The sequence below is a fragment of the Bacillus sp. FSL P2-0069 genome (assembly GCF_038593315.1).
GTDB lineage: Bacteria > Bacillota > Bacilli > Bacillales > Bacillaceae > Bacillus > Bacillus safensis.
In genome coordinates, this window is sequence record NZ_CP151984.1 from 849,317 (window position 1) to 875,601 (window position 26,285).

A 26,285-nucleotide genomic window follows, 5' to 3' on the forward strand; every position below is an offset into this window, starting at 1 on the left:
AGGAATTTTGATTCTATGAGGAGAAATACATAGCATTAGAGAAGAACCTTACACCCGAGTATTGGAGGAATCACTATGGAAAATCTTCTCCGTCCTATTTATCAAGAGAGAGCAAGCCATCCAGACACATTAGCTGTGATTATAGTAGAAAGAAGACATAAAGTATCTTCTGAGACGGATAACTTTGATGCAGCACTTTTGGTCATCGTAAAAGAAGCGGAAGAGCCGTTATTTATCAAGCACTATGAATCCGATCACCAAACAGCTTCTTTAAATGTTGTCACAGATGATCAACTGAAGGAATGGATTACCCTCGGCACTAACCGCCGAATCATCGATTGGATTTTGAATGGAAAAGTCCTGTTTGATCGAAATGAATATATCTTCAACTTAATTGATGAACTAAGTACATTCCCGTTTTCAAACCGCAAGCTCAAAATCGGTTTAGAATATGGCAAGCTCATTCGCAGATATATAGAAGGAAAAGCATTTTTTGAGTCAAATCAATTCCTTGATGCATATAATTCCATTGTGCATGCCCTGCATCACCTAGCACGTATTGAAGTAATTGATAAAGGCTTCCACCCAGAAGTGACCGTTTGGAACCAAGTGCGTCATATGGAACCTGAAGTATACAAACTTTACTCAGAACTGATTGAAAGCCATGAAAGTCTGCATAAACGTTTGGAACTTTTATTTTTAGCAAATGATTTTTTGATCCATTCAAAAGCAGAAATTGGTGCCGCTCATTTGCGTCATGTCATGGAACAGAAGGATATATGGCTTTTTGGTGAGCTTCTTGCACACCCAGATCTAAAGTATTTCACGCCTGACCTTAGCGTCATGATTGATTTCTTTGTGGAAAAAGGAATTGTTCAAGTGGAGCCGATTGAGACAAAGGGTCAAAAAATCTATCATCGAGGATATTTTGTGAAAAAAGATATTGACGCATGAATATTATGATGGTATATTATTAAACGTCGCTAACGAGCAACTGAGTTGCTTTGAAAGAAAAGCTGACAAAAAGAAATTCTAAAAAAACGCTTGACGCACACGGTGCTCAAATGTTATATTAAGAAAGTCGCCTCTGAGCGATAACGAAGATGATCTTTGAAAACTAAACAAGACAAAACGTACCTGTTAATTCGAGTTTTTATAAAAAAATCCTATGATACTTCATAGGTAGTCAGTCAAACTGGCGAGGCAGGAAATGATCACATGCTAAGTTCGCTACATCGTGTAGCAACGCATGTGTGATATGCATCCTGCATACCTCGGAGAGTTTGATCCTGGCTCAGGACGAACGCTGGCGGCGTGCCTAATACATGCAAGTCGAGCGGACAGAAGGGAGCTTGCTCCCGGATGTTAGCGGCGGACGGGTGAGTAACACGTGGGTAACCTGCCTGTAAGACTGGGATAACTCCGGGAAACCGGAGCTAATACCGGATAGTTCCTTGAACCGCATGGTTCAAGGATGAAAGACGGTTTCGGCTGTCACTTACAGATGGACCCGCGGCGCATTAGCTAGTTGGTGGGGTAATGGCTCACCAAGGCGACGATGCGTAGCCGACCTGAGAGGGTGATCGGCCACACTGGGACTGAGACACGGCCCAGACTCCTACGGGAGGCAGCAGTAGGGAATCTTCCGCAATGGACGAAAGTCTGACGGAGCAACGCCGCGTGAGTGATGAAGGTTTTCGGATCGTAAAGCTCTGTTGTTAGGGAAGAACAAGTGCGAGAGTAACTGCTCGCACCTTGACGGTACCTAACCAGAAAGCCACGGCTAACTACGTGCCAGCAGCCGCGGTAATACGTAGGTGGCAAGCGTTGTCCGGAATTATTGGGCGTAAAGGGCTCGCAGGCGGTTTCTTAAGTCTGATGTGAAAGCCCCCGGCTCAACCGGGGAGGGTCATTGGAAACTGGGAAACTTGAGTGCAGAAGAGGAGAGTGGAATTCCACGTGTAGCGGTGAAATGCGTAGAGATGTGGAGGAACACCAGTGGCGAAGGCGACTCTCTGGTCTGTAACTGACGCTGAGGAGCGAAAGCGTGGGGAGCGAACAGGATTAGATACCCTGGTAGTCCACGCCGTAAACGATGAGTGCTAAGTGTTAGGGGGTTTCCGCCCCTTAGTGCTGCAGCTAACGCATTAAGCACTCCGCCTGGGGAGTACGGTCGCAAGACTGAAACTCAAAGGAATTGACGGGGGCCCGCACAAGCGGTGGAGCATGTGGTTTAATTCGAAGCAACGCGAAGAACCTTACCAGGTCTTGACATCCTCTGACAACCCTAGAGATAGGGCTTTCCCTTCGGGGACAGAGTGACAGGTGGTGCATGGTTGTCGTCAGCTCGTGTCGTGAGATGTTGGGTTAAGTCCCGCAACGAGCGCAACCCTTGATCTTAGTTGCCAGCATTCAGTTGGGCACTCTAAGGTGACTGCCGGTGACAAACCGGAGGAAGGTGGGGATGACGTCAAATCATCATGCCCCTTATGACCTGGGCTACACACGTGCTACAATGGACAGAACAAAGGGCTGCAAGACCGCAAGGTTTAGCCAATCCCATAAATCTGTTCTCAGTTCGGATCGCAGTCTGCAACTCGACTGCGTGAAGCTGGAATCGCTAGTAATCGCGGATCAGCATGCCGCGGTGAATACGTTCCCGGGCCTTGTACACACCGCCCGTCACACCACGAGAGTTTGCAACACCCGAAGTCGGTGAGGTAACCTTTATGGAGCCAGCCGCCGAAGGTGGGGCAGATGATTGGGGTGAAGTCGTAACAAGGTAGCCGTATCGGAAGGTGCGGCTGGATCACCTCCTTTCTAAGGATATATGGAGCAGCGTACGTTTTCGTCTTGTTTAGTTTTGAAGGATCATTCCTTCAAAACATGTCTCTAGCGAGACAGGATTGTTCTTTGAAAACTAGATAACAATAAGTAATACATTCACATTGAATGCAATGCAAAGTTCATCACACATAGTGATTCTTTCTAAAGTAAGAAATGGTTAAGTTAGAAAGGGCGCACGGTGGATGCCTTGGCACTAGGAGCCGATGAAGGACGGGACGAACACCGATATGCTTCGGGGAGCTGTAAGCAAGCTTTGATCCGGAGATTTCCGAATGGGGAAACCCACTGCTCGTAATGGAGTAGTATCCATACTTGAATACATAGAGTATGAGAAGGCATACCCGGGGAACTGAAACATCTAAGTACCCGGAGGAAGAGAAAGCAAATGCGATTCCCTGAGTAGCGGCGAGCGAAACGGGAACAGCCCAAACCAAGAGGCTTGCCTCTTGGGGTTGTAGGACACTCTATACGGAGTTACAAAGGAACGATATAAGCGAAGAGGTCTGGAAAGGCCCGCCAAAGAAGGTAACAGCCCTGTAACTGAAATGTCGTTCTCTCCAGAGTGGATCCTGAGTACGGCGGAACACGTGAAATTCCGTCGGAATCCGGGAGGACCATCTCCCAAGGCTAAATACTCCCTAGTGACCGATAGTGAACCAGTACCGTGAGGGAAAGGTGAAAAGCACCCCGGAAGGGGAGTGAAATAGATCCTGAAACCGTGTGCCTACAAGTAGTCAGAGCCCGTTAACGGGTGATGGCGTGCCTTTTGTAGAATGAACCGGCGAGTTACGATCCCGTGCAAGGTTAAGCAGAAGATGCGGAGCCGCAGCGAAAGCGAGTCTGAATAGGGCGCATGAGTACGTGGTCGTAGACCCGAAACCAGGTGATCTACCCATGTCCAGGGTGAAGTTCAGGTAACACTGAATGGAGGCCCGAACCCACGCACGTTGAAAAGTGCGGGGATGAGGTGTGGGTAGGGGTGAAATGCCAATCGAACCTGGAGATAGCTGGTTCTCTCCGAAATAGCTTTAGGGCTAGCCTCAAGGTAAGAGTCTCGGAGGTAGAGCACTGATTGGACTAGGGGCCCCTACCGGGTTACCGAATTCAGTCAAACTCCGAATGCCGATGACTTATCCTTGGGAGTCAGACTGCGAGTGATAAGATCCGTAGTCGAAAGGGAAACAGCCCAGACCGCCAGCTAAGGTCCCAAAGTATACGTTAAGTGGAAAAGGATGTGGAGTTGCTTAGACAACCAGGATGTTGGCTTAGAAGCAGCCACCATTTAAAGAGTGCGTAATAGCTCACTGGTCGAGTGACTCTGCGCCGAAAATGTACCGGGGCTAAACGTATCACCGAAGCTGCGGACTGTTCTTACGAACAGTGGTAGGAGAGCGTTCTAAGGGCTGTGAAGCCAGACCGGAAGGACTGGTGGAGCGCTTAGAAGTGAGAATGCCGGTATGAGTAGCGAAAGACGGGTGAGAATCCCGTCCACCGAATGCCTAAGGTTTCCTGAGGAAGGCTCGTCCGCTCAGGGTTAGTCGGGACCTAAGCCGAGGCCGAAAGGCGTAGGCGATGGACAACAGGTTGATATTCCTGTACCACCTCCTCACCATTTGAGCAATGGGGGGACGCAGGAGGATAGGGTAAGCGCGGTATTGGATATCCGCGTCCAAGCAGTTAGGCTGGGAAATAGGCAAATCCGTTTCCCGTAAAGGCTGAGCTGTGATGGCGAGCGAAATTTAGTAGCGAAGTTCCTGATTCCACACTGCCAAGAAAAGCCTCTAGCGAGGTGAGAGGTGCCCGTACCGCAAACCGACACAGGTAGGCGAGGAGAGAATCCTAAGGTGATCGAGAGAACTCTCGTTAAGGAACTCGGCAAAATGACCCCGTAACTTCGGGAGAAGGGGTGCTTCTTAGGGTGTTAAAGCCCCGAGAAGCCGCAGTGAATAGGCCCAGGCGACTGTTTAGCAAAAACACAGGTCTCTGCGAAGCCGTAAGGCGAAGTATAGGGGCTGACGCCTGCCCGGTGCTGGAAGGTTAAGAGGAGCGCTTAGCGTAAGCGAAGGTGCGAATTGAAGCCCCAGTAAACGGCGGCCGTAACTATAACGGTCCTAAGGTAGCGAAATTCCTTGTCGGGTAAGTTCCGACCCGCACGAAAGGCGCAACGATCTGGGCACTGTCTCAACGAGAGACTCGGTGAAATTATAGTACCTGTGAAGATGCAGGTTACCCGCGACAGGACGGAAAGACCCCGTGGAGCTTTACTGCAGCCTGATATTGAATGTTGGTACAGCTTGTACAGGATAGGTAGGAGCCTTGGAAACCGGAGCGCTAGCTTCGGTGGAGGCATCGGTGGGATACTACCCTGGCTGTATTGACCTTCTAACCCGCTGCCCTTATCGGGCAGGGAGACAGTGTCAGGTGGGCAGTTTGACTGGGGCGGTCGCCTCCTAAAATGTAACGGAGGCGCCCAAAGGTTCCCTCAGAATGGTTGGAAATCATTCGCAGAGTGTAAAGGCACAAGGGAGCTTGACTGCGAGACCTACAAGTCGAGCAGGGACGAAAGTCGGGCTTAGTGATCCGGTGGTTCCGCATGGAAGGGCCATCGCTCAACGGATAAAAGCTACCCCGGGGATAACAGGCTTATCTCCCCCAAGAGTCCACATCGACGGGGAGGTTTGGCACCTCGATGTCGGCTCATCGCATCCTGGGGCTGTAGTCGGTCCCAAGGGTTGGGCTGTTCGCCCATTAAAGCGGTACGCGAGCTGGGTTCAGAACGTCGTGAGACAGTTCGGTCCCTATCCGTCGCGGGCGCAGGAAATTTGAGAGGAGCTGTCCTTAGTACGAGAGGACCGGGATGGACGCACCGCTGGTGTACCAGTTGTTCTGCCAAGGGCATCGCTGGGTAGCTATGTGCGGACGGGATAAGTGCTGAAAGCATCTAAGCATGAAGCCCCCCTCAAGATGAGATTTCCCATTCCGCAAGGAAGTAAGATCCCTGAAAGATGATCAGGTTGATAGGTCTGAGGTGGAAGCGTGGTGACACGTGGAGCTGACAGATACTAATAGATCGAGGACTTAACCTATATTCTAATGTGAAGCATGAACATTGTTATCTAGTTTTGAGAGAACATTTTTAAAATACTCTTGATTTATTTTCAATACATAGTATAATATCTTTTGTCACTAAATTGTCTGGTGATGATGGCGAAGAGGTCACACCCGTTCCCATACCGAACACGGAAGTTAAGCTCTTCAGCGCCGATGGTAGTTGGGGGTTTCCCCCTGTGAGAGTAGGACATCGCCAGGCTTTCTTCATTCCGCAGTAGCTCAGTGGTAGAGCTATCGGCTGTTAACCGATCGGTCGTAGGTTCGAATCCTACCTGCGGAGCCAATTTGGAGAGCTGTCCGAGTGGCCGAAGGAGCACGATTGGAAATCGTGTAGGCGGTAACCCCGTCTCAAGGGTTCGAATCCCTTGCTCTCCGCCACAATTTACATAATAAAGGGCCCGTTGGTCAAGCGGTTAAGACACCGCCCTTTCACGGCGGTAACACGGGTTCGAATCCCGTACGGGTCACCATTTTTATAGAATATACACCAGCATTTTTTATTCGGAGGATTAGCTCAGCTGGGAGAGCATCTGCCTTACAAGCAGAGGGTCGGCGGTTCGAGCCCGTCATCCTCCACCATATCTTTTATATCGTCGCGGGGTGGAGCAGTTCGGTAGCTCGTCGGGCTCATAACCCGAAGGTCGCAGGTTCAAATCCTGCCCCCGCAACCAAAATGGTCCGGTAGTTCAGTTGGTTAGAATGCCTGCCTGTCACGCAGGAGGTCGCGGGTTCGAGTCCCGTCCGGACCGCCATTTTTCAAAAGAATACTTGGCTCGGTAGCTCAGTTGGTAGAGCAACGGACTGAAAATCCGTGTGTCGGCGGTTCGATTCCGTCCCGAGCCACCACTATTTGCCGGTGTAGCTCAACTGGTAGAGCAACTGACTTGTAATCAGTAGGTTGGGGGTTCAAGTCCTCTTGCCGGCACTGTTTTTCAAAAGTGGAGGGGTAGCGAAGTGGCTAAACGCGGCGGACTGTAAATCCGCTCCCTCCGGGTTCGGCGGTTCGAATCCGCCCCCCTCCACCATTTTTTATTTTCATAGGGGCATAGTTTAAAGGTAGAACAGAGGTCTCCAAAACCTCCGGTGTGGGTTCGATTCCTACTGCCCCTGCCAATTTTCTTAATATGATTCATAACATCTATGGCGGTTGTGGCGAAGTGGTTAACGCACCAGATTGTGGCTCTGGCACTCGTGGGTTCGATTCCCATCAATCGCCCCATTTTATTATTGGGCTATAGCCAAGCGGTAAGGCAACGGACTTTGACTCCGTCATGCGTTGGTTCGAATCCAGCTAGCCCAGTTGATGTGCGGAAGTAGTTCAGTGGTAGAACACCACCTTGCCAAGGTGGGGGTCGCGGGTTCGAATCCCGTCTTCCGCTCCAATAATGGCGGCATAGCCAAGTGGTAAGGCAGAGGTCTGCAAAACCTTTATCCCCGGTTCAAATCCGGGTGTCGCCTTTTTTGAAAAGACTGCCGGGGTGGTGGAATTGGCAGACACACAGGACTTAAAATCCTGCGGTAGGTGACTACCGTGCCGGTTCAAGTCCGGCCCTCGGCACCATGTTTTTTAATATAAGATGCGCTCTTTAATGATCATGCCGGTGTGGCGGAATTGGCAGACGCGCACGACTCAAAATCGTGTTCCTCACGGAGTGCCGGTTCGACCCCGGCCACCGGTATCTAGTTTTAGATATTCTTTATTGTCGTCAATTACAGAAAAATTAAGGAATATCAACGTTTAAAACGTCTTTCTACAAATTGTAGGAGGGCGTTTTTTATTTGTTTTTTAGCTGCTTCTTCATACGACAAAATTACTTCAAATCGCGTTCACTGCTGAAAGGGTGAATTAGCTAAGAGGAACATATTAAGGAGATTAACTTTTACTTTATTGATGGTTGTCTTATTATTAAACTAAAGGGGCAGGATAATTGAAGAAGGATTGGATAAATTGTACACAAGAGGTGTTGTAATGATTACGGTTAAAAATGCTGAAAGTTATCTTAAAGATAGCATTAGTGAAGATAACGATGATATAAAAAAGGTTTGGGAAACATTTAAGGCTTTTTCAAAGGAGACAGTTGAGGGCGAAGAAGATAAAGAAATTTTATTTCAGTGTGGTGTCTATGATTTTACAGGAGAGGAACTATTTCATTTTGACTTTGTACGTCAGTTTACAGTTTATGAAGAAGATGATTATTCTCACATGGAACAACTACACTGTGAATTTTTATTTAAACCAACAAGCGAGTTAAAAAAGTTAAAGGTGGTAGAAGAATGGTCAATGGATTATGACGATATCAATCATTTTTTTAATCATATTGAAAGTATTCATGAGTTTAAAATACCTTTGAGTTTAAAGCCGATAAAATCAGAAATATATCAGGAAGAACTTTAATTCTTTTCATTAACAGGGGCTTTACTTTAAGAGGGTATACCTTGCCTTTTTAGAATAATTTATCACGGAGTGCTGGTTCGACCCCGGCCACCGGTATCTTTTAAAATTTTCATGATTGGTTTTTCCATGAACCTAACGTTTCACCCTCGTGGTAAAACGTTTTTTTGTGGTTTAAATGAGTTATTTAGATAAAAAATAGGAACCTATTAGAAAATAATGAGTATGTACTTCTTTTGGCAGAATAATCTTTAGATGATTTGCAACATTTGATAAGATACATTTAACCATGTAAGGAAACAAAATGGAGCAGCACATTCACATAAAACAGTTGTACTACCTTTGAGTAACTAAATGAATATTTGTGGGTACATACACATCTTTAGCTGACATCAACATGGTGACCCAGTTTGAGGGGAGAATTTATGAAAAAACAAAATGATCATGAGGAGTTATTGACAGGTGGCAATGTCTCGAACGTATATCGTTCTGGAGATACGGTTCGTCGAGAAGTAAAGTCAGACAATATCAATATACGAAAGCTGCTAAAGCATTTAGAAAAAAAGAATTTCTCCTATGCTCCAAAGTTTTTAGGGGTTGATGAACAAGGTAGAGAGGTATTGTCCTTTATTGATGGCGTGGCAGGTCATGATCCTTTAAAAGAATACATGTGTACTCACGATGTTTTAAAAGAAATAGCGAGCATGTTAAGGCTTTATCATGATGCTGTTCAGGACTTCTCCATTTCAGATGATTGGGAACGAATGGACAATACGCCTAACAACATAGAGGTTGTTTGCCATAATGATTTTGCGATGTACAACATCATTTTCAAGGATAAAAAACCAGTAGGGATTATTGATTTTGATGTAGCTGCTCCTGGTCCAAGGCTTTGGGATATCGCATATACCCTTTATACATGTGTGCCTCTCAGTAGATTTTTTCGCACTGAAACAGGGGAGGTCGTGAATTATCTTTCATTAGACCATGCAGACCAGATAAAGCATAGAGTCAAACTGTTTTTTGAATCTTATGGCGAGGAAATAGCAGAAGATTATTTGGATATGGTGCTGCTTCGTTTAGAAGGGTTATGTCAGTATATGAAACGACAAGCGTGTGAGGGTGATATCGCTTTTCAAAACATGATTCAAGAAGGACATCTTGAACATTATCAAAAAGACATTCAATTTATTCATGAACATAGAAAAGAATGGATGTAAAGAGGCGGCGTTGTGATCATGCAAACGAAGACGATATTACAGGCTATTATTCAAGACGAGGGAGTAAATGATTATCCTCTTTTTAGACAGTACTGTGTGAGAAAAGAACAGGGCCTGCGTAAAGATGCGCTAAAAGTTCTTCAGGCCTTTATTGAAGAGATGAAAGAGAACGATTTTGAAGAACAGCGTGAATTTGCTGCTTGGCTGTTTGAGTGGATTGAACGGTTTGAGGATGGTCATCATCTGCTTGTGTATCCGCTGGTAAATGGGGTGATCCAGCCTGTTTTTCAAACGTGGGAGAAAGTTGACCCATTGGATGTAAGACTGTATCGCTGGCAAGGTTTGTTTGTACATCAGGGAGAAGGGCTGCCTCATTTATTGAAGGCACTAGAGCTTGGGGGCAGCAAGGAACAGCGTGTGATTGTTCAAATTTGTGAAATCTATTTATCGGCCTTGTGGTATTCGTTTCACCATATACATGAAGATCTTTATTTAAGCACCTATGAGAAGGATCAAGAGAGAATTCAAGGGATTGAAAATGTTATGATGCTGATTCAAAATAAAAGAATTCGTACCAATGTTCAAAAACAAGCCGTCTATTATGGCCAGCTTTTAAAGGACTGGATGGCGTTTCAGCAGACGGAGACAAGAGGCTTTATGACATGGTGTGCGGAGCGTAAGAAACCGTATGAGTGGGTAGAGGCATTTTATTATCAGCAATAGATGAGAAAACGGCAGAGTTCATTCTGCCGTTTTTTTAATGCCATATTCGCTTTGTTTCTATATGATCTGGACTAAAATATTTCAGAATATAGACATCTGGATTGCTTAGTTTCTTCCACTCCTCGAATCCAATCGTTGGATCAGCGTGTTTAAGAAGCAGGCTCATGATATTGCCATGTGTGACGAATAGGGTATGATCTTTTTCTAATTTTATTTGTTCGTGGAGTGCTTCTACAATACGATTCATGGCTTCTTGGCTCGATTCTCCGCCTTCACAGGTCATATGTAAGTCTGTAAAACTGAGCTTTAGCTTCTCAAACCAATCGTCTATTGGTTTGCTGCTTAATACACGTTCAGAGAGGCGCTGATCGATTTTTATCTCGAGCTGTTTTGCATGAGCAAGGGGCTCAGTAGTTTGGATCGCTCGTTTATAAGGACTTGAGATAATTTGATTGAGATGAATGCTGGAAAAAAACTGTGTCAGTTCATGAGATTGAGTGATGCCTTGTGGGGTTAAAGCTGCAGCTTTAGATTGTCCATCTGCTTGGCAGTGTCTGACGATATAATATGTTTTCATTGGATACACCTTTCATTGAGTATAAAAAAATCATCCAGTATTGGATGAGGATTTACGAAGATCTAGGTAAGCTTGTTCGTATCTGTTTCTTTATAGGGATCTGTGAGCTTGGAGGTCAGGTCTAGGTTGAACAAAAAATCATCGACGGTGTCTGTGCCAAAGGGAAGTGTGGAGAAGTTGACTGGGATGCTGTCTTCTTGCTTTTCTGAAGTGATTTGCTGTGCAGGCTGCTTTTTTCTCCAGTTCTTAAACAAGCGCATGTGAGGCCCCCTTTTCTTTGAAAAAGATGGATTTATACATAATATACGGGGAGAGTTGTCCAGGCGTCAAATGTTTTCTTCAAAAGGAACGATTCTATTAATAAAACAAGAGCCACAGGAAAGTGCGGCTCTTGTTGTCAGTTTAGAATGCGCGTTGTAATGCTTGCAGTAATTTACGTTCGCATCTTAAGTTGTATCGCTTCTTATGGAGTTTCTCCGTTTTAAACCTGCCTATGACACGTCGAACATCGGGATCATAAATGATGAGCTCCCTGCAAGTTTGTTCATGTAATAGTGCTTGAAACCAGCTATATTTTTTGAGATGTGCTGCGTTCCTCGAGATCTCCTCTTCATCCACTTGTAGAAAAGGGATATACACAGCAAGTGAAAAGATGTCTAGAATGAATCCCATTTTGCTGCCTCCTTTCATTGTTACTCATTACGTTTAGGAGAAGGCGAGGTTTCATTCAATAAACGTTAAAAACAATCCCAGTGCATAAACCATTCTTTTGATTCTTGGTCATAATAGAAATACATCGTGCCGTTATCACCAATCATGAAACGAGGTTTTTCTTCTGAGGCGATTTGGAGCATGAATTCGCCTTGTTGTTGATGGGGCGGGGATTGAATATACGCCCCATATCCGCCGATTTTTGTGAACGAATAATTTGTGTATTGATTAAAGAAGGGTTTGTCGCTTCTTCACTTTCGTTTACTTCTGATAAATCGACATATGACCATGCCTCTTCCCAGCAAGGGAAGTCCCTTTGCTCACTTTCGTTCCATTGGATTTGAAAGGGTTTGAGTCCTCTCACTTCTTCAGGAGTCTCAGCTACTTCTAAACCTTCGATTGATGAATATTCAATGAGCTTCCAGCCTTCACCGTTTTTGGTGATATCAATCGGAAGTGTATTCTGATTAAGAAAAATTTGAATCAGCTTACATTCATTGAAGCCGTTCATTCCTCCTGGCACTTCTGGTAAATAAATTTGTAAAATCGGAATCATGGCTCCATCTTGATCTATCGGCCAGCCTTGATTAGGATCGATGAAAAAATGGCCTGCAAACCAGCTGTGTACAGCTGGATCAGGACGGAAGCCGCCAATTTTGGCGATGACTGGTGTTTTCCCAAACAGATTTAATTCTTGAAAAGCTTTGATTTCCATGGGTTATTCCTCCAGCCTTTAGCCTGCAATATGTGCATCATGAAATGTGCCATTTATATTTCCTTTGACAATAATGACATGCCCCCAAAATAAATCACCGTCATGATAGTAGACTTCAAACTCTCCCTCAGGGTAAACATGCAGGCTTTCAAGTGAAATGCGGCTTATAAATTGATTCATTGTGAGTTCTTCTTGCTCTTCAGCTGATTCGTCTTGTTCCTGCCAATCCTTTGCTAGATCTATCAGCTGATTCGCGGCAAATGATTTAATAGAAGAATCCCATTTGGCCTGTTCTTGCATGAGGTGGTTTGCTGTTCGAAGAGAGTCATTTATTTTTTCATCTTCTTCGAGGTTAAAGTAGAGAAGGCACTCTTCATTGCTCCATTGGATCGTTTTTTCAAATAAGTCTAGTCCTTTTACTAACTCAAAGGTTCCAAGTATGTCATCATGATAATACACAGGCTTTTGGGCTTCTTCTAAAATTTCTTGAAGCGCTTGATCCTGTGTATCTGTATCAATCAAAGATACAAGCATGAATTCACCTTCGCCTTTTCGGACCTGAAGTGTAACGATTGATTCTTTATGTAATTGTGCCTGTTTTTCCCTTAATCCCTCGTCATCTGTTAACCAGCAAAGTCTTACATTTTCGGTTGTGATACGGCCGTTTTCTTTCCAAGCAATCAGTGGAATAGAAGCGGTCCAAAGAGGTGCCTGTCCTGCTTTTCCTGCCCCTACGCCAGAAGGTCCTGTAACAGCAATGATTGTGATTACATCTTCTGAAAATCTCTTTTCAAAAGTGTTGATTTGTTTGTTCATCTTCATGTGATGTCCTCCAGCCTGATTTTTTTTGTCATGAACATATAAGTGTTGTGATCAAGTTCTACCTCTTTATCACACCGCACATCAGTAGGGGAAATCAAGCTTTTTTTGTTTTAAACTGTTTTTTTAGGGAGGTACATGGATTAATGGAGGTTGAGTCACAATAAAAGAAGCATGGATCGAATTTTGTATAAATTTGGGTAAATGAGTCGAAAAGCCTAGGTGATTCTTCCTTTTCTTTATAATTACTTTGACACGAATAGATGAAAAAAGTAAAGTAATACTGAGTGATTTACAAAACCTTCTTCATCCACTAAAACATGAAGTGTGCGTAAATTTAATGTAAATGGATATTTTTCCTTTTATTTACTCGTATTTTTTTTGAAACTTATGATGCTTCTCATTCGTTATATTAAAGGAGCGCATGTATCCGGCGGAGACAGAGCATCGGCATGCTTGGCGAAGAAGATTTACATTTGCAAAATGAATGTAAATTTTTTATGATTTCATTTATATCAGAACGATGATAAGAAAGAAGAGGTTTTATGAAAAAAATATTTGCAAACAAATATAGCTTTTTTGTTTTGGCTGTCCTTTTATTCTGGGCAAAATCGTACACAGCCTACAAAATGGACTTTAATTTAGGAGTAAAAGGTTCTTTTCAAGAGGGGCTTCTCTTATTGAATCCATTTAGTTCAGCCATCGTGTTTTTTGGACTTGCTCTCTTTTTGAAGGGGCGTAAATCTGCCATTGTTTTAATTGTTATTGATTTTATTATGACCGCACTTTTATATGCAAATGTAGCGTATTACCGTTTCTTTGATGACTTTTTGACTTTCTCAACAATGAAGCAGGCAGGAAATCTTGGGGGAGGCATGACTGGCGGTGTGTTAGCAAGCATTAAGCCGCATGACCTTTTATACTTCCTTGATATTATCATCTTGATTGCGATTGTCATTTGGAGACCAGAAGTGAAGAAGTTCCAAATGAAAAAGACGTTTGCACTGCTGATTGTAGCTGCAGGTATTGGCCTGTTCTTTGTAAACCTTCATTTGGCTGAAAAGGATCGTCCAGAATTATTAACGAGAACCTTTGATCATAAGTATGTTGTCAAATACTTAGGTGTTTATAACTATACGATTTATGACGGGGTACAAGCAGCACAAAACGCAACACAGGTAGCCAATGCAAGCAGTGAAGATTTAACGGATGTTGTGAACTATACGTCTTCTCACTATGCGAAGCCAAATGCAGAGTATTTTGGGAAAGCAAAAGGCAAAAACATTATTAAAATTCATTTAGAAAGCTTTCAGTCTTTCTTAATCGACTACAAATTAAATGGAGAAGAAGTGACTCCATTCTTAAACAAGCTGGCTCATGGGAAAGACGACTTTACGTATTTCGATAACTTCTTCCATCAGACTGGTCAAGGGAAGACATCAGATGCTGAGCTGATGATGGATAATAGTATGTTTGGCTTGCCAGAGGGAGCAGCATTTGTGACAAAGGGTGAAAATACCTTCCAATCACTACCTGCCATCCTAGATCAAAAAGCAGGCTATACGAGTGCAGTGCTTCACGGGGACTATAAATCTTTCTGGAACCGTGACACGATTTATAAACATATGGGAATTGATCAATTCTTTGATGCTTCCTATTACAACATGGATGAAGAAAACCTTGTGAATATGGGTCTGAAGGATAAACCGTTCTTCAAAGAATCAATTCCAATGCTAGAATCAATGAAAAAGCCATTTTATGCACATTTAATGACACTGACAAATCACTATCCATTTAATTTAGATGAAAAAGATGCGACAATCGCTAAGGCAACAACTGGCGATAAAACAGTCGATAACTATTTCCAAACAGCAAGATATTTAGATGAGTCATTAGAGCAATTCTTCAAAGACTTGAAAAAATCAGGTATGTATAAAGACTCAGTCATTTTATTATATGGTGACCATAACGGTATTTCTGAGAACCATAACCGTGCAATGAGTGAAATTCAAGGGAAAGAAATCACTCCTTATCAAAATGCACAAAACCAGCGTGTTCCGCTCATGATTCGTATTCCTGGTAAGAAGGGCGGCGTGAACCATACGTATGGTGGTGAAGTCGACGTTATGCCAACACTTCTTCACTTACAAGGTATCGATTCAAATGAATTCGTGAATTTTGGAACAGACCTATTCTCTAAAAAGCATGATGAGACTGTTGCCTTCCGTAATGGAAACTATGTGACACCGAAATACACACTTGTCGATAATACCGTTTATGATACGAAAACAGGTAAAGTGGTGAAACAAAATAAAAAGACAGAGGCGATTAAAGCCCGTGTTGATAATCAGTTAAGTCTTTCAGATAAAGTGCTCTATAGGGATCTACTTCGATTCCATAAGTTATCTGATTTCAAACCAGTGAATCCATCGGATTATTTCTATGGTAAAGCAAACAAAGAAAAAGAAGCGGATTCTTCTGCTAACTAACTGAGTTTTGGGCAAGCACAGAAAGGTGCTTGCCTTTTTCTCTCTCTTCGCTTGATTTGTTGGCAAAATATGTTTATATTTAGGGAGAAACAAGCGTGACGCCGGCTGGCAGCTGGTGACACACATTTCGTCCTTGGGGAATTCAGGAGGAGCTTATGACAACAAATACAAAAACACAAAAAAAGAAATCAGAATTATGGGGCTGGATCAAAGCCATTTTAATCGCATTTATAGCTGTTTTTATCATTCGCAACTTTTTATTCGCGCCATACATTGTCAAAGGATCTTCCATGTATCCGACATTGCATGATACAGAGCGGGTGTTTGTGAATAAAACGGTTGATTATTTCGGTGATTATAAACGGGGACAGATCATTGTTCTTGATGGGGAAGACCGCAGCACTCATTATGTCAAACGATTGATTGGTTTACCTGGTGATAAAATTGAAATGAAAAATGATCAGCTATATGTTAATGGAAAAAAAGTGGCGGAGCCTTACTTAGCGTCAAACAAAAAGAAAGCAGCTGCAGATGGCACCTTGCTGACACCTGATTTTGGCCCTTTGACTGTTCCAAAAGGAAAGTACTTTGTCATGGGGGACAACCGCCAAAATTCAATGGACAGCCGCAACGGCTTAGGTCTTTTTACAAAGCGTGATATTCAAGGAACTACCTCATTTGTATTTTATCCTTTCCAAGACATTCGATTACTCAATCATTAATAAACAATAAAAAAGCACACGGCCGTGTGCTTTTTTCTATGTCATTGTCATTCAGACTGACTTTTTTTCATCGCCTGTTCAAGATCTTCAAGAATATCTTCAATCGCTTCTGTTCCAACAGATAAACGAATGAGCTCTGGTGTGACACCTGTCGCTTTTTGTTCTGCCTCGCTTAATTGCTGATGCGTTGTGCTGGCAGGGTGAATGATGAGGGATTTAGAATCACCCACGTTTGCGAGATGGGAGAAAAGCTGGACAGAATCAATGAGCTTTTTACCTGCTTCGCGTCCACCTTTAATACCGAATGTGAGGATCGCGCCTTGTCCTTTTGGTAAATAGGTTTGAGCAAGCTCATATGATTCGTGACTTTCAAGACCTGGATAGCTTACCCAATCGACAAGAGGGTGATCCTGTAAGAATTGTGCTGTTTTCAATGCATTTTCACTATGCCGCTCAAGACGAAGGTGTAATGTTTCTAAGCCCTGCAGAAGTAAAAATGAGTTGAATGGCGACAGAGCTGCCCCTAAATCACGTAATAGCTGTACTCGTGCTTTTGTGATATAAGCCGCTTCTCCAATTGCTTCTGTATAGGTCAGCCCGTGATAGCTTGGATCTGGTTCAGTCAGCCCTTTAAACTTATCGCTGTCAGCCCAAGGGAATCGGCCGCTATCAACGATGACGCCGCCAATTGATGTACCATGACCGCCAATAAATTTCGTCGCTGAGTGGACGACAATGTCTGCACCGAATTCAATAGGTCTTAATAAATAAGGGCTGGCGAGTGTATTGTCAACAATAAGCGGGATATGATGCTTGTGTGCAATGGCTGAGATGGCTTCAATATGTAAAATGTCGCCTTTTGGATTCCCAATGCTCTCTGCATAAACTGCCTTTGTTTTGTCAGTGATCGCTGCTTCGAGTTCTTCAAGGTTGGATGAATCGACAAATTTTACAGTAATTCCGAGTTTTTTGAGTGTATGGGCAAATAAATTGTAGGTGCCGCCATAAAGACTGCTTGAGGAAACGATTTCATCTCCGGCTCCTGCGATGTTTAAAATAGAATAAGTCGTCGCTGCTTGTCCAGAAGAAACAGCAAGTGCACCAATTCCACCTTCAAGCTCAGCGATACGCTTTTCAAATACGTCATTTGTAGGGTTCATAATACGTGAATAAATATTTCCCGGTTCCTGAAGACCAAATAAATTCGCTGCATGCTCACTGTCTCTAAAACCAAATGAGCTCGTTTGGTAAATAGGCACGGCTCTTGAATAGGTCGCTGAATCAAGCTCCTGACCTGCGTGAATGGCTTTTGTTTCTAAACGAAATGGACGTTCTTCTGACATGTGTGTATCCTCCTTTTGTTAGATAAAACCAACTGTTTTGATAAGAAATATTTAATAAGACTATAAATCTTGTTCCCTGCTCGGTCAATCATTTTTTAGATAAATCTGAAAAAACAATAAATATAGTTGACAGGTAGGAATAGTGTGTATTAACATGAGCATACTGAAAACACGAACAAGAATGGCTGATCGGTCAACCGAAGGCTCTATCACTCAAATATGAGTGAAGAGCCTTTTTTTATTTGAATGAGAAAGGATGAAGAAGATGGAAAAAAAGAAAAAACGAAAAAAATACAGAAAACATATGGATCTGACACTCGATATCTTGATTGAGCGGAACAAATATGAGATTTACAGTAACAAGGAACGAATAGAAGCGATTTACGATCGGATTGATGAAAAGCATACAAGGACAAAATAACCATTTTATAAATTTGAGTTGATTTATGGGATTAATATGATTTAGGATGGTGCTAACAAATCAATATGATTAGCTGATCGGACAACACGAAGGCTCTTATCTCTTTTTTGGGATAAGGGCCTTTCTGTGTATTTATCTGATCGTAAGAGGAGTGGAGGTTTCAATGACGATTTCAATTGATATTGTGGATAAATCCTTTTGGAAAGACAAACAGACCATTCGGGTACTTGAAGACTTAAGATTGAGCATTATTCCCGGTGAATTTGTGACAGTGATAGGTCCGAGCGGATGTGGGAAAAGTACATTGCTAAAGATCATAAGCGGCCTCGACACAGCGTATGATGGGCAAATTTTGATAGGAGGCAGACGGATCACAGAACCAGGAATGAAACAGGGCTTTATCTTTCAGGAACACCGCCTGTTTCCATGGCTGACGGTTGAAGAAAACATAGCGGCCAATTTCAATTTAAAACAACAGGATGTACGCCGCAAAGTGGATGAATTGATTGAAATTGTTCGATTAAAAGGATTTGAACATGCTTATCCACATGAGCTTTCAGGAGGAATGTCACAACGGGTTGCCATTGCGAGAGCACTCCTTCGTGATCCGGAGATCTTATTGCTTGATGAACCATTTGGTGCGCTGGATGCATTCACACGAAAGCACTTGCAGGATGTGCTGCTGGACATTTGGCAGGAGAAAAAAACAACGATGATGCTCGTAACTCATGATATTGATGAATCGATTTATTTAGGAAATGAAATTGTGCTAATGCAAGCGAGACCTGGCCGAATCCATAAGATTCTTCCTGTGAACCTGCCTTTTCCGCGTGATAGAACGTCAACCGCTTTTCAAAGCTTAAGACAAAAGGTGCTTTCAGAATTTGAGAAAACAGATGAATTGTTACTAACCGATGGCTTAGGGATTTAGGGAGGGGAAATCGCATGAAAAAGAAACAAATGATCGTTATCTTTTTGAGTCTGCTGCTTGTTTTAGCAGGGTGTGATCAAGCAGCAGACGGCTCGGAAAACAAGGTGAAAGAAATTAGGATTGGGATTCAGCAAAGTTTGAGCCCGCTGCTTTTAGCAAAGGAAAAGGGGTGGTTTGAAAAATCATTTGAAAAAGAAGGAGTGAAGGTAAAGTGGGTGGAGTTTCAAAGTGGACCTCCCCAATTTGAAGGACTTGCTGCAAATCAATTAGATTTCACGCAAGTTGGAAACTCACCTGTTATAGCAGGTCAGGCAGCTGGTATTGATTTTAAGGAAATTGGTTTATCTCAGGATGGGCTGAAAGCGAACGGTATTTTAGTGAATAAGAACAGTGAGATTCAAAAAGTAGAAGACTTAAAAGGGAAAAAAATTGCTGTCGCTAAAGGGAGCAGCGGCTTTGACTTTTTATACAAAGTATTAGATCAGGCAGGTTTATCTGCGAAGGATGTTCAGATCATTCAGCTTCAGCCAGATGAAGCGATATCAGCATTTGAAAATGGGTCCGTTGATGCTTGGTCGATCTGGGAGCCGTTCTTATCACTTGAAACGATAAAGAAAGGAGCAAAGCTGCTGGTGAATGGGGAAGCGACCGATTTATATTCTCCAGGTTTCACACTTGTTCGAACTCAGTTTGCTGATCAGCATCCTGAACTAGTGGTGAAATTCTTAAAGGTATATGACCATGCAGTGAAGTGGCAAAAAGCACATCCAGAAGAGGCTGTTACTCTATATGCGCGTTTAAAAAATTTAGATAAGAAGGTCGTCACACAAGTATTAAACAATACGGAACCACTCAATAAGCCCATTTCGAAGAAGATCATCAATGCTCAGCAGCATACCGCTGATTTTCAATACAAAACAAAGGCGATCCAGCGGAAAATTGATGTTAATCAGGTTGTAGATAATTCGTTTATTGAAAAAATGCTGAAAGAGGAGATGGATGAATGAAAGCTGTATCGAATCCGGCTTTAGCATCTAAAATCGAGCGGGCAAAGAAAAAAAGGAGAAAAGCTTCTTCTTTATATAAGTTAAAGGGACTGGTATTACCTGTTCTACTTATTGCGGTTTGGCAGATCATAGCTGGTTCTCAAATCGTTTCTTCCACTGTCTTGCCTTCGCCTGTCTTGATTGCAGAATCCTTTCGAGAGTTGATTCGTTCTGGTGAACTGTTTGGCCATCTATACATCAGCCTTTATCGAGCGATATGTGGATTTTTGCTAGGGGGAGGCTTAGGTCTTTTGCTGGGCGTATGCGTAGGGTTTTCTAAAAAAACAGAGCAGTATGTAGATCCGACCTTGCAAATGCTGAGAACCGTTCCACATTTAGCGGTCACTCCTTTATTCATCCTCTGGTTTGGTTTTGATGAAACAGCGAAAATTTTATTGATTGCACTTGGGGCTTTTTTTCCGATTTATATTAATACGTTTCTAGGTATTCGCAGTGTAGATAATAAGCTGTTTGATGTGGCTCGCGCCTTAGAGTTTAATGTGTATCAAAGCATCACAAAGCTGATTTTACCGGCTGCTCTTCCTCATATTCTTCTGGGCGTGAGACTGTCATTAGGAATTGCTTGGCTTGGTTTAGTGGTAGCTGAGTTGATGGGTTCAAGCAGCGGGGTCGGCTATATGATTATGGATGCAAGGCAATTCTCTCAAACGGATAAAGTGTTTGTAGGAATTATCATCTTTGCAGTAGTAGGTAAGCTGACAGATTCATTTGTACGTCTGTTAGAAAAGCGTCTGCTCAAGTGGCGCACTAGTTATCAAGGTGAATAATAAAAGGGGGCGATGTTATGAATATTTTATGGTTTATTCCAACGCATGGAGACGGCCGTTATTTAGGATCAGCAAAAGGGGCAAGACAGGCAGACTATCCATATTTTAAACAGATTGCTCAAGCAGCTGATCAGCTTGGTTATACAGGGGTCTTGCTGCCTACTGGGAGATCCTGTGAAGATCCATGGCTGACGGCAGCTGCTTTAGCTGCGGAAACCACTCATTTAAAGTTTCTCGTGGCTCTTAGACCAGGGCTGATGCAGCCGTCTGTTGCTGCTAGAATGACGTCTACATTAGATCGTCTTTCAGGCGGGAGACTGCTGATTAATGTGGTAGCAGGGGGAAGTAAAGAGGAGCTTGAAGGAGATGGGCTGTTCATTTCTCATGATGAACGCTATGAGGCAACAGAAGAGTTTTTGACGATTTGGAAGCGGTTATTGAAAGGAGAAAATGTACAATTTCATGGCAAACATCTACAAGCAGAAAATGGCCGTCTGTTATTCTCACCAGCTCAAACACCCCATCCACCAGTCTTTTTTGGCGGATCATCAGCAGCAGGAATTCAAGCAGCCGCCAAGCATACAGATGTTTATTTAACTTGGGGCGAACCGCCTGCACAAGTGAAAGAGAAAATTACACAAGTGAAGAAGCAGGCTGAAAAGGAAGGAAGAACGGTGAAGTTTGGCATTCGTCTTCATGTGATTGTGAGAGATACCGAAGAGGAGGCATGGCAGGCAGCGGAACATCTGATTCGTCATTTAGATCAAAAAACCATTGATGAGGCGCAAAAAGTGTTACAGGGGATGGACTCAGTGGGTCAAAGACGAATGGTGGAATTGCACCAAGGGAGGAAAGACAAACTTGAAATTAGCCCAAATCTTTGGGCAGGCATTGGTTTAGTACGCGGCGGTGCAGGAACAGCACTCGTCGGAGATCCGCAAACAGTAGCAGATCGTATCATAGAATACCAGTCTCTAGGCATTGATACATTTATATTTTCTGGATACCCGCACCTAGAAGAAGCTTATTATTTAGCAGAGCTTGTTTTCCCGCTCCTTCCATTTAAGAGATCTGGGGATACAGGACTCTCTGTGCCAGCCGGTGAAATCATTGGGAACAATCATTTTCCAGATGCAGCCTCTGCTGCTAGTTCCTCATAAATTTGAAAAAGCAAAGCAGTCTGCCATGGCTGCTTTGCTTTTTTTCATAGAATAGGCGAGTCATTTGTTGTGTAGTGCTGAACAAGGTAAGGGCTTTTTTCCCAATCGATTTTCTTGTATATACATATTTTTAGAGTCAAGAGAAGAAGGAAAATGTGCTCACTCTTTTATCGGAATGATCAGTAAATATTTCATAATTGGCATTATTGCGACATATAATCAGGACTTTTATATCTGATATATCGGGGGAATTCTTTCTATCTCACAAAAAGGAAAGAATAAATATGATAGATGATAAATATGGACTATTTGAAAAAAAGAAGAAAAAAGATGGCGCAAATGACATTAAATGGGTTTTGTGGTTCTTATGGGGTGTCAAAATCTAGTAAATAAGAGAGGGTTTAAACAGATGAAAGTGAATAATTGAATAAAAAGTCACATTTTAATCAAATGTATGTTCGGTCAAAAATGGGATGTTCTGTAGATGTTTGGCGTGTGACGCCTATGATACGATCATCATAAGCTGGGAGGTGAAAAGTATGACTTATGCAGCGCCGCAAGTTGACTATTCCACTATGGAACCTGCTATTATGGACCAAGCTTGGTTCTTAGTATTTGTTGCTGTCCTTCTTGGATTGGGAGCAACAGTCGTTCTAGGAGCAGCAGTTTGGTGTATCGCAAACGGCAAGGGTAGCTTTACAGGAGCCGTTCAGTGGGAAAGTGGCTTAAAAGTCAAAATTGAATGTAAGTAGCTATACTTAGGATTCATCTTTTTGCTTCTTAGATAAGACACCAGGGCTAAACCGTCTGTGGCGGGCGGTTTAGCCTGATCTGTTTTTAAAGAATATGCAGACACTTGGAGGTTATATGTTTACGATCGAGAATTTAACCAAGACGTATAAAAATAACGTGACTGCTGTCAATGATTTTCATTTAAAGATCGACCCTCATCAAATCGTTGCTGTTGCTGGACCGAATGGTTCGGGTAAAACAACGATGATTAACTGTATACTCGGCATTATTAAGCATACAGAAGGAAGGATTCACTTGCAGGACGTCCCAAATGATGAACCATCCTTTAAAAAACAAGTAGCCTATGTTCCAGATGACCTGCTGCTCCCTGAAGCATTGACTGGTGCTGAATATTTAGATTTTGTTTCTTCTATGTATGAATGTAAAACAATTCACAGAAGAAATCAACTAATTGAACTGTTTGATATGGACTCGGCTTTATCAAGACCGATCGAAACCTATTCACATGGGATGAAAAAAAAGACACAGCTGATTGCTGCATTTATGCTTGATAGTCAATTGGTGATCATGGATGAGCCCTTTAGAGGACTTGATATTGAAGCGGTTATAAACACAAAGAAACTGATGAAGCGGTATGCCGAGCACCATGGTGCGATCTTGCTTTCAACGCATGATATGCTTTCAGCGGAAGAGCTGTGCCACAAAATCGCCATTATTTCTAAAGGAAATAAAATGGATGAAGGAACGGTCTCAGCCTTAAAGGAGAAGTATCAATCAAGCACACTGGAACAGGTGTTTCTGAAAGCTTCAATGTTAAGTGATAGGGGTGCACATTTTGATGAAATCATTAATCATTTCTAAAATGATGCTTAAAATGTGGCAGCAGGAGATGTATAAGCTCTTTGATACTCAAACGAAGCGGATCATTGTGGTCTTATTCTTTTTGTTTGCCGTCACAATGGGAGCCATTATCGGATACAGCTTTACAGGTGTCTTTATGAAGGCTTTCTTAAATGGAGATGAACGTTCACTTGGATTACTCGTCGTGTCAATGGCGATCAATGCTTCTATATTTACAAGCTTGTTATTCGTTTTGATCAAGGTCAGAACACCTGAACAAGACCGGTTTTCTATGCAGCTCAGCTGGTTCCCGCTCTCTACCTTTCAGAAAAGTTTTGGATACTTCATTCCGATGGTGACAGTGGTGGCAGGGCTTGTTTTATTTTTTATTGGCATTCTGCTTTTACCTAATTTTATTGCCCAGGGAATTGGTATTTTTTTTATCTTCACTTTCTTTTTGATGGTGCTTTTGCAGTCGCTTTTTGTCTTAATGCTGCTCCAGTTTATTTACAATATCACTTATTTACTCGTTTTGAAATTAAAATTACCGTTGCAAAAATTTGCAGCGATATTTGTTTTATTGGCACTGGTCGTGGCGTATGGATTGACGCATTTTGATATTAGTCAAATTCAGCAATCATATATTCAGTTTGATTATCATTTGATGTATTTGACAGCACCGTTTTTCTTAGCGGCACAAGGAATGCCTCCTGAAGGGGTAAATTATGCCATTTTGATTCTGTTCATCCTCTTATCGGCAGGCGGGGCATTTCTTTCTCTTGCGATGATGCCGATTATGGCAGAGAAAAAAGCGCTAACCTTTTTACACAAGCTGCCGTTCTCTTCTTCAAAGAAGTGGTCGCTTATTGTGAAGGAAATGAAGTCACAGGTGCGAAATGAAGAAAACATTTTAAACTTTCTTATTCTCCTCATTGTGATCTTATTCGTCCGTTATCAGTTTGGATTCCGCTTTGAAGATGAAGCATTTTTTGTTCTATGCGCTCTTGCTGGTTTAACAGCCTTCAATTCGTTTGGCAACGATAAACGAATGCTGGGCATGTATAAAACATTTGGTCTGAGATCTTGGGAAGTGGCTTTATATAAATTTATCGGCCTTCTGCTCGTAGGTGTACTGCAAATTGTTTTATTCATGCTGACAACGCTGACGCTTCCTGATCAGATTTGGCACGCACTGATTGGTGCTGCTGTCTTATGCAATGCCACTGCGCTCTTTTATGTGGTAGGTATCTTACTTCCTCTAGATCGAAACAATCCCTACACAGGCATTTTTTCATTTGGAGCGCTTATTTTACTCATGATTCCGATTGTTTTTATTGGGAACTATGTCATAGGGGCGTCTAGTCAAGCGCTTCAGTGGCTGCTTATGGCTGCATTTGAGGGTCTGCTCATCTTTGCCATATACAAAGGTTTTTCATGGAGGTATTCACATGATTCAACTTCTTAACAATAAGCTAAAGATTGAGCGGGTACCGGCACTAGCGCCGTATGTGACCTTACAAAAGAGGCATCTCACGGATACGCAGTATGCAAGCACACTCCCGATCAATGAAAGTGCCTATCATATGTTAACGAAAGTGGACGGTAAAAGAACTGAAGCGAGTATTACCGCAGAGCTCGCCGATTTGTTTCAGGTCGATGAGTCGGTGATTGCTCGTGACTTTTATCAGCTGATGATGGGATTGAATCAGCATCACTTGCTGTCTATTCATTATCATTCACCATATCGGATTGTGACAGCCTGCTGTCAATTTTTCAAGCAGTATCAAGTCAAAATGAAGGAACGATTTGATTGTACTGGTCACTCGTTCCTTCACATTTTTGGGACGGCTTTGCTCATGGTGACACGTAAAATCATCTTTTTCTGGATGCTTTTCATGGTCATGGCAGGGATCACTTTTTTATTCATTCCTGATCCGTCGATTGCAGCCATTGCGATTTATTTTACGATTATTTATTTCGGGTTAATTACCGGAACCGCCTTACATGAGGCGGCACATGGCTATGCGCATCGAAAATTTGCAGGGCGGGATGGGCCTCAAGGCTTTTTTGCGAGTGACATGATGTCAGTGAAGTTTGTAAGGCCCGTATTAGATCCATTTCAGAAAAAGCAGGTATGGATTACGCTGCTTGGTCCGCTTGTTCCCGGTGTGATTGGCGCAGCAGGCATCATTGTGACCATTTTATTTCTAAAAGAAAACCCGGTTTCGACAGCTTTTTTCATTTTTTCAATCACGTATTTTATTCAATTACTCTATCTTCTTCCGTTTATGGGGGATGGTAAGTCCATTATGAAGCAGCTATTGCTTGGGGGAATGGGAGGACAACGATCATGAACGTACAGGCGATGAAACAAGGCGCGATAGTTGGTAGTTTTCTAGGATTCTTAGGCTTTCCGATGCTGACAATCGGCGTACTGTTCTATCATTTATTTCAATCAAAAACGAACGATGCTTTATTATTTAACAGTCTCGCTTTTGAAATGGAAGGCTCGTCCGCATTTACTTTTCAGATCAAGCCAAACTTTTTTATTTATATGATGGTGATTTTTGCTGTGAGTTTTCTCATTGTGGCATTCCTATCAGCCATGAAACAGAAAAAAGCAAAAGGTTAGGAGAATTCTCCTAACCTTTTTTTAGTATAATAGGAAATAAAAAAC

At 42.7% G+C, this 26,285-nt stretch carries 22 protein-coding genes, 16 tRNA genes and 3 rRNA genes; 35 read left to right on the top strand and 6 right to left on the bottom strand.

Annotated features, from left to right (window positions below; all coding sequences use genetic code 11):
* Nucleotides 1-75: 75 nt before the first annotated feature.
* From NSQ34_RS04220 to NSQ34_RS04330, 23 genes are all read left to right on the top strand, one after another.
* Entirely contained in the window at nucleotides 76-954 is an 879-nt protein-coding gene (locus NSQ34_RS04220) for a nucleotidyltransferase-like protein (RefSeq protein WP_024425790.1), read from the top strand.
* 317 nt (nucleotides 955-1,271) lie between these two features.
* Nucleotides 1,272-2,820: ribosomal RNA gene (locus tag NSQ34_RS04225) — 16S ribosomal RNA — on the top strand.
* Between the two features lie 182 nt (nucleotides 2,821-3,002).
* A 23S ribosomal RNA gene (locus NSQ34_RS04230) occupies nucleotides 3,003-5,933 on the top strand.
* Nucleotides 5,934-6,041: 108 nt separating this feature from the next.
* Nucleotides 6,042-6,157, top strand: a 5S ribosomal RNA gene (gene rrf / locus NSQ34_RS04235).
* The 16S, 23S and 5S rRNA genes sit together here with 16 tRNA genes alongside, the layout of an rRNA operon.
* Nucleotides 6,158-6,166: 9 nt before the next feature.
* A tRNA-Asn gene (locus NSQ34_RS04240) sits at nucleotides 6,167-6,241 on the top strand.
* 4 nt (nucleotides 6,242-6,245) lie between these two features.
* Nucleotides 6,246-6,336 (top strand) — tRNA-Ser (locus NSQ34_RS04245).
* A gap of 17 nt (nucleotides 6,337-6,353) precedes the next feature.
* Nucleotides 6,354-6,428 (top strand) — tRNA-Glu (locus NSQ34_RS04250).
* A gap of 33 nt (nucleotides 6,429-6,461) precedes the next feature.
* Nucleotides 6,462-6,537: transfer RNA gene (locus NSQ34_RS04255), tRNA-Val, on the top strand.
* 15 nt (nucleotides 6,538-6,552) lie between these two features.
* A tRNA-Met gene (locus tag NSQ34_RS04260) sits at nucleotides 6,553-6,629 on the top strand.
* 4 nt (nucleotides 6,630-6,633) lie between these two features.
* Nucleotides 6,634-6,710 (top strand) — tRNA-Asp (locus NSQ34_RS04265).
* Nucleotides 6,711-6,728: 18 nt separating this feature from the next.
* Nucleotides 6,729-6,804: transfer RNA gene (locus tag NSQ34_RS04270), tRNA-Phe, on the top strand.
* Nucleotides 6,805-6,810: 6 nt separating this feature from the next.
* Nucleotides 6,811-6,883 (top strand) — tRNA-Thr (locus NSQ34_RS04275).
* A gap of 15 nt (nucleotides 6,884-6,898) precedes the next feature.
* Nucleotides 6,899-6,983 (top strand) — tRNA-Tyr (locus tag NSQ34_RS04280).
* Between the two features lie 14 nt (nucleotides 6,984-6,997).
* Nucleotides 6,998-7,071 (top strand) — tRNA-Trp (locus NSQ34_RS04285).
* Between the two features lie 30 nt (nucleotides 7,072-7,101).
* Nucleotides 7,102-7,177 (top strand) — tRNA-His (locus NSQ34_RS04290).
* 9 nt (nucleotides 7,178-7,186) lie between these two features.
* Nucleotides 7,187-7,258: transfer RNA gene (locus NSQ34_RS04295), tRNA-Gln, on the top strand.
* Nucleotides 7,259-7,265: 7 nt separating this feature from the next.
* Nucleotides 7,266-7,340: transfer RNA gene (locus NSQ34_RS04300), tRNA-Gly, on the top strand.
* A gap of 5 nt (nucleotides 7,341-7,345) precedes the next feature.
* A tRNA-Cys gene (locus tag NSQ34_RS04305) sits at nucleotides 7,346-7,416 on the top strand.
* Nucleotides 7,417-7,430: 14 nt separating this feature from the next.
* A tRNA-Leu gene (locus tag NSQ34_RS04310) sits at nucleotides 7,431-7,519 on the top strand.
* A 36-nt stretch (nucleotides 7,520-7,555) separates the two neighbouring features.
* A tRNA-Leu gene (locus NSQ34_RS04315) sits at nucleotides 7,556-7,637 on the top strand.
* A 290-nt stretch (nucleotides 7,638-7,927) separates the two neighbouring features.
* A complete protein-coding gene (locus NSQ34_RS04320) occupies nucleotides 7,928-8,353 on the top strand; it encodes a hypothetical protein (RefSeq protein WP_061109577.1) in 426 nt (141 codons plus the stop codon).
* Nucleotides 8,354-8,775: 422 nt separating this feature from the next.
* Nucleotides 8,776-9,570, top strand: a complete 795-nt coding sequence (locus NSQ34_RS04325; protein ID WP_034282318.1) for a phosphotransferase — start codon at nucleotides 8,776-8,778, stop codon at nucleotides 9,568-9,570.
* An 18-nt stretch (nucleotides 9,571-9,588) separates the two neighbouring features.
* Nucleotides 9,589-10,293, top strand: a complete 705-nt coding sequence (locus NSQ34_RS04330) for a hypothetical protein (protein ID WP_061109962.1) — start codon at nucleotides 9,589-9,591, stop codon at nucleotides 10,291-10,293.
* 34 nt (nucleotides 10,294-10,327) lie between these two features.
* Here NSQ34_RS04330 and NSQ34_RS04335 read toward each other — a convergent pair whose 3' ends face one another.
* The 5 genes from NSQ34_RS04335 to NSQ34_RS04355 all read right to left on the bottom strand — a co-directional run bounded on the left by NSQ34_RS04335 (nucleotide 10,328) and on the right by NSQ34_RS04355 (nucleotide 13,118).
* Nucleotides 10,328-10,870 carry a histidine phosphatase family protein gene (locus NSQ34_RS04335; protein WP_061109578.1) on the bottom strand — a complete coding sequence of 181 codons (543 nt, stop codon included), beginning with the start codon at nucleotides 10,868-10,870 and terminating at the stop codon, nucleotides 10,328-10,330.
* A gap of 62 nt (nucleotides 10,871-10,932) precedes the next feature.
* Nucleotides 10,933-11,130 (bottom strand): hypothetical protein, encoded by a 198-nt coding sequence (locus tag NSQ34_RS04340; protein WP_034282315.1) that lies wholly within the window; start codon nucleotides 11,128-11,130, stop codon nucleotides 10,933-10,935.
* 142 nt (nucleotides 11,131-11,272) lie between these two features.
* Nucleotides 11,273-11,542, bottom strand: a complete 270-nt coding sequence (locus NSQ34_RS04345; protein WP_061109579.1) for a hypothetical protein — start codon at nucleotides 11,540-11,542, stop codon at nucleotides 11,273-11,275.
* A 65-nt stretch (nucleotides 11,543-11,607) separates the two neighbouring features.
* Complete coding sequence (locus tag NSQ34_RS04350; protein WP_342501081.1) at nucleotides 11,608-11,781, bottom strand: DUF1963 domain-containing protein; 174 nt, start codon at nucleotides 11,779-11,781, stop codon at nucleotides 11,608-11,610.
* A 533-nt stretch (nucleotides 11,782-12,314) separates the two neighbouring features.
* Nucleotides 12,315-13,118, bottom strand: coding sequence for a DUF2262 domain-containing protein (locus NSQ34_RS04355; protein ID WP_061109581.1), 804 nt, complete (start codon nucleotides 13,116-13,118; stop codon nucleotides 12,315-12,317).
* Between the two features lie 542 nt (nucleotides 13,119-13,660).
* On the opposite strand from NSQ34_RS04355, the gene NSQ34_RS04360 reads away from it, so the two are divergent.
* A complete protein-coding gene (locus NSQ34_RS04360; RefSeq protein WP_024427404.1) occupies nucleotides 13,661-15,604 on the top strand; it encodes an LTA synthase family protein in 1,944 nt (647 codons plus the stop codon).
* A 155-nt stretch (nucleotides 15,605-15,759) separates the two neighbouring features.
* Nucleotides 15,760-16,326 (top strand): signal peptidase I, encoded by a 567-nt coding sequence (gene lepB / locus NSQ34_RS04365; protein ID WP_024425343.1) that lies wholly within the window; start codon nucleotides 15,760-15,762, stop codon nucleotides 16,324-16,326.
* Between the two features lie 47 nt (nucleotides 16,327-16,373).
* On the opposite strand, the gene NSQ34_RS04370 is transcribed toward lepB, so the two are convergent.
* A complete protein-coding gene (locus NSQ34_RS04370) occupies nucleotides 16,374-17,669 on the bottom strand; it encodes a homocysteine synthase (protein WP_061109582.1) in 1,296 nt (431 codons plus the stop codon).
* 265 nt (nucleotides 17,670-17,934) lie between these two features.
* Here NSQ34_RS04370 and NSQ34_RS04375 point away from each other — a divergent pair, with 265 nt between their 5' ends.
* The 10 genes from NSQ34_RS04375 to NSQ34_RS04420 all read left to right on the top strand — a co-directional run bounded on the left by NSQ34_RS04375 (nucleotide 17,935) and on the right by NSQ34_RS04420 (nucleotide 26,240).
* Nucleotides 17,935-18,090: an FbpB family small basic protein gene (locus NSQ34_RS04375; protein ID WP_029707817.1), complete on the top strand. Its 156-nt coding sequence runs from the start codon at nucleotides 17,935-17,937 to the stop codon at nucleotides 18,088-18,090.
* A 163-nt stretch (nucleotides 18,091-18,253) separates the two neighbouring features.
* Entirely contained in the window at nucleotides 18,254-19,021 is a 768-nt protein-coding gene (locus tag NSQ34_RS04380; RefSeq protein WP_024427408.1) for an ABC transporter ATP-binding protein, read from the top strand.
* A 14-nt stretch (nucleotides 19,022-19,035) separates the two neighbouring features.
* On the top strand, nucleotides 19,036-20,028 hold the full coding sequence (locus tag NSQ34_RS04385) for an aliphatic sulfonate ABC transporter substrate-binding protein (RefSeq protein ID WP_176967557.1): 993 nt from the start codon (nucleotides 19,036-19,038) through the stop codon (nucleotides 20,026-20,028).
* Nucleotides 20,025-20,855, top strand: coding sequence for an ABC transporter permease (locus tag NSQ34_RS04390; protein WP_098677264.1), 831 nt, complete (start codon nucleotides 20,025-20,027; stop codon nucleotides 20,853-20,855). Before NSQ34_RS04385 ends, NSQ34_RS04390 begins: the two co-directional genes overlap by 4 nt.
* A 17-nt stretch (nucleotides 20,856-20,872) precedes the next feature.
* On the top strand, nucleotides 20,873-22,015 hold the full coding sequence (gene ssuD, locus NSQ34_RS04395) for an FMNH2-dependent alkanesulfonate monooxygenase (RefSeq protein ID WP_041116909.1): 1,143 nt from the start codon (nucleotides 20,873-20,875) through the stop codon (nucleotides 22,013-22,015).
* A 539-nt stretch (nucleotides 22,016-22,554) separates the two neighbouring features.
* Entirely contained in the window at nucleotides 22,555-22,767 is a 213-nt protein-coding gene (locus tag NSQ34_RS04400) for a hypothetical protein (protein WP_024425336.1), read from the top strand.
* A gap of 115 nt (nucleotides 22,768-22,882) precedes the next feature.
* The gene (locus tag NSQ34_RS04405) at nucleotides 22,883-23,629 is read left to right on the top strand and encodes an ABC transporter ATP-binding protein (RefSeq protein WP_025093295.1); all 747 of its coding nucleotides are present in this window, start codon (nucleotides 22,883-22,885) and stop codon (nucleotides 23,627-23,629) included.
* Nucleotides 23,607-25,073 (top strand): hypothetical protein, encoded by a 1,467-nt coding sequence (locus NSQ34_RS04410; RefSeq protein ID WP_034282304.1) that lies wholly within the window; start codon nucleotides 23,607-23,609, stop codon nucleotides 25,071-25,073. The genes NSQ34_RS04405 and NSQ34_RS04410 overlap by 23 nt, the downstream gene beginning before the upstream one ends.
* Nucleotides 25,057-25,962 carry a PqqD family protein gene (locus NSQ34_RS04415; RefSeq protein ID WP_061109587.1) on the top strand — a complete coding sequence of 302 codons (906 nt, stop codon included), beginning with the start codon at nucleotides 25,057-25,059 and terminating at the stop codon, nucleotides 25,960-25,962. Before NSQ34_RS04410 ends, NSQ34_RS04415 begins: the two co-directional genes overlap by 17 nt.
* Nucleotides 25,959-26,240: a hypothetical protein gene (locus NSQ34_RS04420; protein ID WP_024425332.1), complete on the top strand. Its 282-nt coding sequence runs from the start codon at nucleotides 25,959-25,961 to the stop codon at nucleotides 26,238-26,240. Before NSQ34_RS04415 ends, NSQ34_RS04420 begins: the two co-directional genes overlap by 4 nt.
* Nucleotides 26,241-26,285: the final 45 nt, after the last annotated feature.